The sequence below is a fragment of the Hydrocoleum sp. CS-953 genome, assembly GCF_002260545.1.
Taxonomy (GTDB): domain Bacteria; phylum Cyanobacteriota; class Cyanobacteriia; order Cyanobacteriales; family Microcoleaceae; genus Trichodesmium.
Window position 1 is genome coordinate 1 of record NZ_LGSU01001278.1, and the last position, 9114, is coordinate 9114.

2 protein-coding genes and 3 pseudogenes are annotated in these 9114 nt (G+C 38.3%); all 5 read right to left on the reverse strand.

Translation table 11 applies throughout. The features are described from left to right. Positions 1-120: pseudogene (locus AFK68_RS46115) on the reverse strand (hypothetical protein); the annotation flags it as partial. 926 nt (positions 121-1046) lie between these two features. Continuing rightward, positions 1047-2978, reverse strand: a pseudogene (locus AFK68_RS22635) (Rne/Rng family ribonuclease); the annotation flags it as partial. A 1858-nt stretch (positions 2979-4836) separates the two neighbouring features. Then, the gene (locus AFK68_RS22640; protein ID WP_246844348.1) at positions 4837-6033 is read right to left on the reverse strand and encodes an RNA-guided endonuclease TnpB family protein; all 1197 of its coding nucleotides are present in this window, start codon (positions 6031-6033) and stop codon (positions 4837-4839) included. Positions 6034-6557: 524 nt separating this feature from the next. Next, positions 6558-7091, reverse strand: a 534-nt coding sequence (locus tag AFK68_RS39535) for a DUF2344 domain-containing protein (RefSeq protein ID WP_210407566.1), incomplete at its 5' end; no start/stop codon positions are given. Position 7092: 1 nt separating this feature from the next. Continuing rightward, positions 7093-9114: pseudogene (locus AFK68_RS22645) on the reverse strand (TIGR03936 family radical SAM-associated protein); the annotation flags it as partial.

Genomic DNA, 9114 nt, shown 5'->3' on the forward strand with positions numbered 1-9114 from the left:
CAAAATTACCGCTGCTGCCACCACAGGCCCAAATAATGCCCCACGCCCCACTTCATCAACACCAGCAGTTAGAAGAGAGGATGGATAATCAATCAACTCAGAACAAGTCATAAGTACCATTTAAAAAAGTTTGCTACAAATTCTTAGCATTCAGGACTCATTTCAGTTATCGTTTAGCCTTCTAGGTCGTAACTGCCTCTTGACTCCTGGGTCGGAGCTAGGCTTTTTCGTATAGGGAATGCTCCGCAAACATGTCGCCGAGCGTTAACGAAGTTGTGCGGAACGCTAAACACTACCTCCGGCTATCCAAGGGGAGGCTATTGTCCTTATTTTTTTGTTCAGACAAATGATCTGCTGTCTTAAAAAAGAAGTCCTTTCTACAGTTGTGAATCTTTTCGTGTACCAACCCAATTTGTTTTTTTGATTNTGCGGAACGCTAAACACTACCTCCGGCTATCCAAGGGGAGGCTATTGTCCTTATTTTTTTGTTCAGACAAATGATCTGCTGTCTTAAAAAAGAAGTCCTTTCTACAGTTGTGAATCTTTTCGTGTACCAACCCAATTTGTTTTTTTGATTTTCAGCCAGCTTAGTGAATCTTTCTTATTATTTTTTAGTTTCCCTTCTCGCAATTTCAGCTTGCCTTCAGACTTTTTGAAGAATTTCTGTTCCTGGATGAATTCACTTTAGCTGGTTGCTAAAAACTTTTCGAGTCCCAAGTTTACACCAATGACATAGCCATGAGGTATCACATCAGGTACATCAACATTATTAGAAAATTTTTCCCTTATTCTTCTGTAACTGCCGAAGAACGACGGCGACGGCGACGAATTGGCCCAGAATCATCAGAGTCATTGCTATCTGAGTTTATCTCAACATCTGAATCAATCAACTCTGACTCGTAATTATCATTTTCCTCATCACCATCAAAATCATCAGCTTGCTCCAAAGACACCGATGAATCAAAATTATCTAATTCCTGAGCATCTTCTTCTTCTTCGTAATCTACTACCGATTCAACTTCTACATCTTCTTCCTTTTCTGTCGNGTAATTATCATTTTCCTCATCACCATCAAAATCATCAGCTTGCTCCAAAGACACCGATGAATCAAAATTATCTAATTCCTGAGCATCTTCTTCTTCTTCGTAATCTACTACCGATTCAACTTCTACATCTTCTTCCTTTTCTGTCGTTGTTTTTCTCAAATTACCCTCCCCTGGTTTCTTAATAGAGATAATTGCCGACTTGGGATTTTTCACTGCTCCCTCCTCTAAAAGTGTTATTGGAGAAATACCCATCAAAGCATAGACATCCTGCTCATCAGACGTCATTTCTACTGTCACTATCTCTTGAGGTTCAGTCACAGGTCTAATTATTTCTCTTCCTGACCGTCGATTAGGAGTCGTAAGTGGATATCCCTCGGAAAGGATAGGATACTCCATTCCCGACCCTAACTCCCTTTCCTGTAATTCCAAAGCCTCATCCTGCATAGTTTCACCTACTCCTACCCTACGGCGACGACGGCGACGGGTAGACTCCTGATAACTAGGATGATTCAATAATTCTAAATCTGAGCCATTATTAGCAAGCTCCACTTCTTGATATCCCTGTGTCATTTCTAAAGAAGGGTTTTGGGCTGCACTAACTAAAGGTGGAGGAGCAACAGTCACAGGTCTGTTTGGTTCCTCAACATCTGGAGTCCGAGTAACTACAGGCACATTAACCTCCGCGACCGAAACTTCTGGCTCACCCGGTAAATGAACCAAATGTCCCAACCCATTACAGCTAGGACAAGTACGACCAAAAAGCTCATATATATTTTGACCCTGCCGTTTACGAGTCAACTCAACTAAGCCCAATTCTGACAACTGAGCTATCTGAGGTCTAGCCTTATCAGCCCTGAGAACCTGATTAAAATGCTCCAGAACTTGCAATTGGTCTCGCCGTGAGTCCATATCAATAAAATCAACAATAATAACTCCCGCAATGTTACGCAGGCGTAGTTGACGAGCTATTTCCGTAGCTGCCTCACAATTTGTCCAAAGTACCGTTTCCCTTGCTGTAGCAGAACGTGTGAAAGAACCAGAGTTGACATCTATAACAGTTAACGCTTCAGTAGGTTGGATAATCACATAACCACCAGAAGGTAAATCTACTCTTGGTCTGAGAGCTTCTCGAATAGCTGCATTCACCCGGAAGTATTCTAGGACAGGAATCCGATCGCTATGATGGTCAATCAAAACTTGTAATGGTTTGCCCCCACTCCAGTTCAGCAAATGTTGCTTAACTCGCTTCACTCCCTCACTAGAGTCCACCACAATCCGATTCACATCGGTACTATACATATCTCGTAACACCCTTTGAATAAAATCATTATCACGATTTAGTAGTGCCGGCGCCCTGTTAGAATTAGCCTCAATTTGGATAGTTTCCCATTGTTGCTGCAAAACCTCTAAATCTTCTATAACCGCTTCTTCCTCCATACCCTCTGCTTCAGTACGGACTAATAGACCCATACCCGCTGGTTTAATTAAAATTGCCAAGGCTCTAAGGCGACTTCGCTCATTCTCAGAACGGATACGTCGAGATAAATTTACACCCCGCCCATAAGGCATTAAAACCAAATAACGGCCTGGTAGAGTTACATTTCCTGTTAAACGTGGCCCTTTTGTCCCAGTAGGTTCCTTCATTACTTGCACTAGGACTTTTTGTTGAGGTGTCAGTAATTCAGTAATTGCACCAGAAGAGCGCTTCAATCGCAATGGCCCTAGATCGCTAACATGAATAAATCCATTACGTTCAGGATCTCCAATATTCACAAAAGCTGCATCTATTCCAGGTAATACATTTTCCACAACTCCTAGATATATGTCGCTGACTTGATGGCTGCCTTTAGCAACAACAAGTTCTTGTATTTGGTCTTCAGAAAATACAGCAGCGATTCTTTGCTGCTCGGCGATAATTATTTGCTTCGGCATTCAATTTCCTCCTGTACAGACTTGTTAACCAAGCCCTTCCCTTTCTAAGACCCCGCTCTTAAGGGCGAGGTTTAAACAAAAATGTGGCGTTGTCAATTAAGTCACCTTTGGTTTTATGTAGGTTACTTATAATGTTGGATATTAATTGCTTTGCTGTGTGAATTTTAAACTTCGGTTTTTTGGATAATACTTAAGTCTGGTGTTGAGCTTTTTCCGTTTCATTTCACCCTTACCAAGCTGAANCCTTCCCTTTCTAAGACCCCGCTCTTAAGGGCGAGGTTTAAACAAAAATGTGGCGTTGTCAATTAAGTCACCTTTGGTTTTATGTAGGTTACTTATAATGTTGGATATTAATTGCTTTGCTGTGTGAATTTTAAACTTCGGTTTTTTGGATAATACTTAAGTCTGGTGTTGAGCTTTTTCCGTTTCATTTCACCCTTACCAAGCTGAATATTTCCATCAACTTGTACAGACTTGGTTACTCAGCAACTACTAAAATTATCAACAACAAAACTAATCCAACCTTTTCTACAAAACTTGATATTTGGCATCAATTCTAACAACTTAGAATGATATATTCTTTTCAGTTCCGGAATGCTCCGCAAACAGGAACTTCTAACTAGAGCAATTAATAGAATTAATTATCAGGATGATATCCTCTCAACTTAACNGACTTGGTTACTCAGCAACTACTAAAATTATCAACAACAAAACTAATCCAACCTTTTCTACAAAACTTGATATTTGGCATCAATTCTAACAACTTAGAATGATATATTCTTTTCAGTTCCGGAATGCTCCGCAAACAGGAACTTCTAACTAGAGCAATTAATAGAATTAATTATCAGGATGATATCCTCTCAACTTAACTAATTAATTATAAGTTTTAATTCCCATCTGACTATTTCTAAATTTTATCCCTTTGTTAGTGCTATAAAATTTTAGCAGTCAGACTAATTAACGTCTAGTTTCGGTTTTCATTAATCTATCAATGATTCACTGTATAATTTCCATACTTTCTAATTTTAGCATTGTTTTAGTTAAAATTCTCTTACTAACTTTTTGATTCATAATACAGTAACGTAATCAATAAATAAACGGACAATTTCTCTAATGACTCTGTACTGGAATTAATCAATTTCTTAAGGACAATCCTCAATTATTTGCACTACAACTTTAAAGTTTTTTTGTCAAAGCTTAATTTCTTAAATCCATGTCAATATCGAATTATCCCCATTTTTACACAAAGCTAATTTTCTTGCTTTTAATGGAGTAATTTTTTGATCTTCAGCTTTTGAAATTAGTAGGGTGTCCAGCTTTATTTTGTGGGTCAAGCAATCCTTAATAAGCTTATGAACTTAAACTATAACTATAAGATTATCTCTAACCTAGCATTTTAGCATAGACACCCTCGTAGATTTTGGAATAGCAAGCTATAATACCTTATGGAAAAAAGATTATTACAAATAACCTAATTAATTGTAGTAGCTGGTAGGTCTTAGATAAATCTTAATTTTATCACTATGACTGAATCAAGTTTCTCAGAGTCTCAAATCCTAGACTATTATTTATAACATTATTTGAGCAATTTGCTATAACAGCCTATTAAGTTATATTTATTGAGGTTACAAGGCCATCGTCTACCTTGACCATGATTAAACATGATATTGGCCTTGTACAAGTCCTGTAGGATTTCAGATCAGCGATCGCCTAAAAATCAGAGCACTTAAAATAACACAGCTCAGAGGGTAATTGAGGAAAATTCCTGAATCTCTTTTGACTACTCCCCGGACTTAAGTCACGGGGATTCTAAGTTGATACTACGCAACAGGATAAATCCATGTTGCTCCGTTTTTTCTTAGCTGACCAAAGATATATTCTCTGGGGACAATTTCATTGTGCCCCTACACAGTTGGCTTAAGTTTAACCCTAGCTTTCTGCTTACTTTTGTGATTATATTTGCAGCCCCGTTACAGTCTGCATTAATTAACCAATTATTACCTGTTCTATACAAACCACGCTTCTTGATGCAGTCGCTCATGGGGGAAACCCCCAAGACCGCGCTGCATCGCTTTATTCTTTTTCCTGACGGTTTCCAATCATCGGGTTTTTCACCATAAATAGGCAGATTGTCACCATCTAAAAACGAAGCAATACTTGTATAACTTTCTTCGGTTTCTATCAGTATTATTCCATATTCATAGCACAAATGAGCTATTCTTTCTTTCAGTCTAGCTGTCGGAATTGGTACAAATTCTGAATTACTTTTTTTTCCTAATTTGATTTCATTTTTCTGACCTTTATTCCAACCAAAAACAATTGTACCAATAGCATTTTTTAAACAATGATTAATTACTATTCTGGCTCCTTTATTTATAGCGTCACGTATTTGGCGGTTCCGCTTTTCTGTAATTGCAGCTAGTTTATTTGACCAAAATCCAGTCGGTTGATTTTCTTTGATAGTTGATATCTGTTTATTGTACCAACGATTCATTGATTTGAGATGTTTACCATCTACAATTAAGCTAGTACCCACATTCGATACACAGGTCAACCAATTATTTACACCATGATCAATTCCTAATACATTTTCTTGATTTAATAGAGGTTTAACTACTACTTCTTTTTCATAGACAAATTCTTGGGTAAAGCATCTATTTCTCGGTAATATTCTCAGTTCTCTAAGAGATAAAAATTGGAGATTACTCGGCATAGGAATCTCAAAGCAATCTAGACCAAACCAGCGCTTACAGGTATTACCTAGTGGGACTCTAATTTTATTACCTTTAAGTTTTAATGCTTGCTTGGGGTAACTAACTGTAGCCATCCCCCCTTTTTTTCTGTACTTAGGAATCCTTGGTCTGTCTGATACTTTTCCTTCAGTATAGGCAATAATAAGACCATAATAAGACCTAAATGATTCAGCTACAGTTCTCAATATTTGTTGTGCTGAAGAGCGAATGTAAAACTTTGTAATGATAGTTCTTTTTGTAGACCTTTTCCAATTCAAACTTGCCGAGAGTTTTGTGAGACTTAAAAAATAATTGCCGACCATAATATATTCCCATGTTAGTTAGCTTGTGAGACTGTTCACATAAGAATGTTAAAATAGCAATTAATTCGGGATTTTTACCTACTAAAACTTGCTGACAACAGTACATTTGAAACTAGGGTTGGATGGCTTTATTGTGAGTAATAATAGCATAGGACTACTTTAGTTGTCTAGTCTAAACGACTCGGTTGTTTTCATCTCCCGGTTAAAACACGGGGGCCTTCAACGTGGCTTTTTGGTCAAATAAAATACATCGGATTAAAATCCGACTCCTCGCCTTTCATCCATCGCTTAAAAGACGATGGCTTTCATGCTCCCGTGTTATTTAGGTAAGCTAAGACTTTCCCAAAAATAAATTCTATTACTTTAGTTATGTAAGGTTGCTAATAAGTTAGCATTTCCTTAATCAAAACTGAAACAGTTTTGATTAATTAATTATAGTTTCTGCTTGTTCAAACTAGAGTAATCTTTTGAATTTCCACACTGATAAAACCAAAGCTTCTTAAGAGACTTTCCTGAAACTTTTATCAACCCAAAAATAACTTTTGCCGATGAGTATGCAGCAATTCAAACTCTAGCTTGCTGACTTGTTCCAGCATATAAATTATATTTTGTGGTCTTAATAAAGTTCCATCATTCTGATAACTTCCTACATAACGAATAATACCATCAGTTTCATAATTCCAATTTGACTTACAAGAGCTTGTAGGGACGTTGCATGCAACGTCCGTACGGTAAGAATTTAAAGCTGTTGGATACTCTAAAAACTCCAATTCAAACAAGCGATCGCGTAAATTAACAACCTTTACCTTACCCGACTTGGTTTTTTGTTCCCAAAGAATTGATTCCCTGTTTGTAATTGCCTCTACCCACCCTTGCCAAACAGTAGGGGTTTGGTCTCCAAACCCAGTAGAACAGTCATTACCTTCAAATTCTCTTATATTCTCACAGTCTTGTATCAAATCTTTTGCAGAGTCATTAGTTTTCCTGACCCTCAAAATATACTCTGCTTTCTCCAATATCTGAGATAAAGAAGGACTCTTAACCTCTACCTCTTCTACNCCCGACTTGGTTTTTTGTTCCCAAAGAATTGATTCCCTGTTTGTAATTGCCTCTACCCACCCTTGCCAAACAGTAGGGGTTTGGTCTCCAAACCCAGTAGAACAGTCATTACCTTCAAATTCTCTTATATTCTCACAGTCTTGTATCAAATCTTTTGCAGAGTCATTAGTTTTCCTGACCCTCAAAATATACTCTGCTTTCTCCAATATCTGAGATAAAGAAGGACTCTTAACCTCTACCTCTTCTACCTTATATATAGGTATACCAACTGGCAATTGACTCTCCAGTTTATTCTGAAATGTTACCACATCCATTATTTCTGTCAACTCAAAATCCACTACTTCCCCCGTGCTAGTTACCCCTAGAGATAAAGCACTAGCTGGAATAATCCGTGGACTTGGATGGTATCCTCCCGTAAAGGCAATAGGTATGTCGCTCCGACGGACAGCACGAGCAAATAACCTAGCTAAATCTAGATGACTAACTAAAGCCATCTCTCCTAACTTCCCAAACCAAACTCGTAGACGTTGTACCCGATTTTGATTAGGCACAAACTTACCAACAAACTCTGGAATTGGTGGTGGTGGAACCACAATATTATGACCTAGATCTGGACCACATACACCACAATGAGAACAAGCTGCAAAAGAGCAGTCAGGAACAGTCGCTTCTGCCAAAGCTTTCTGTAAATCTTCTTTGAGCCAATTTTTATCAATTCCTGTATCTATATGCTCCCAAGGTAAAGCTTGGTCAAGTAGGGAATTTATTTTCTCATTACATATATCTTGATTATTTTCCGTATTTTCAAATACATTCCATTCACCACTTTCTACCTGACGGTACTTCCAACTCAAATCTGATTCTTTAATAGCATCACTCCATGCAGCAAAAGCTCGATCCAAACTTTCCCACCAAGAGTCCATTCCAGCACCATTTTCCCAAGCACGTTGAATCACAGATGCTAAACGGCGATCGCCCCTACCCAGAAAATCCTCCATTGCCGAGAGACGGACATCTGTATAATTTGCCTTTACACCTTTCATCCTCCGAAATTCTGCCTTGAGTAATTCTTGCTTACGTTCAAATTCAGCCACAGAAACAGAATGCCATTGAAAAGGAGTATGAGGTTTGGGGGTAAAATTAGAAATTGTCAAAGTAACCTGTAGCTTTTTCCGACCTTTTGCTCGGCATTCTTGCTGCAACCAATTAACTGTTTCGGCAATACCCAACACATCAGCATCAGTTTCCCCAGGCAAACCAATCATAAAATAGAGCTTAACCTTATCCCAACCTTGGTCATAAGCAGTTTTGACCCCCCGCAAAAGTTCCTCATTTGTCAAACCCTTATTTATAATGTCCCGCATTCGTTGGGTACCAGCTTCTGGAGCAAATGTCAAACTACTTTGGCGATTACCGCCAATAATATTAGCAATATTTTCATCAAACCTATCTACTCGCTGACTTGGTAGAGATAGAGAAATATTTTCATCCTTAAAACGATTTCTAATTTCAGTTCCTACCGCTGGTAAAGCAAGATAATCTGAACAACTCAACGAAAGCAAAGAAAACTCATTATGTCCTGTCTTACTTATACCTTTTTCAATAGTATCGACTATTTGTTCTGGTTCCACATCTCGTGCAGGTCTAGTTAACATACCTGGTTGACAAAAGCGACAACCTCTGGTACATCCACGTCGTACTTCTAGAACCAATCGGTCATGGACTGTTTCCACATAAGGAACTAAACCTATAGAATAAGCTGGCATAGGAGCTGCCACTCGACGCAATATTCTTTCTGGCACATCATCACGAATAGGAAAAACTGAGCCATCTTCAGCCATGCGATAAAACTGTGGCACATAGACACCAGGAATTTGGGCTAAGTCTAAAAGCAATTCTTCTCTGCTTAACTTATTAGCTTTGCCTTCCTGAACTATTAGTCCAATTTCTGGGAGTAACTCTTCTCCATCCCCTAAAGCAATAAAATCAAAAAAGTCTGCATAAGGTTCAGGGTTTGAAGTT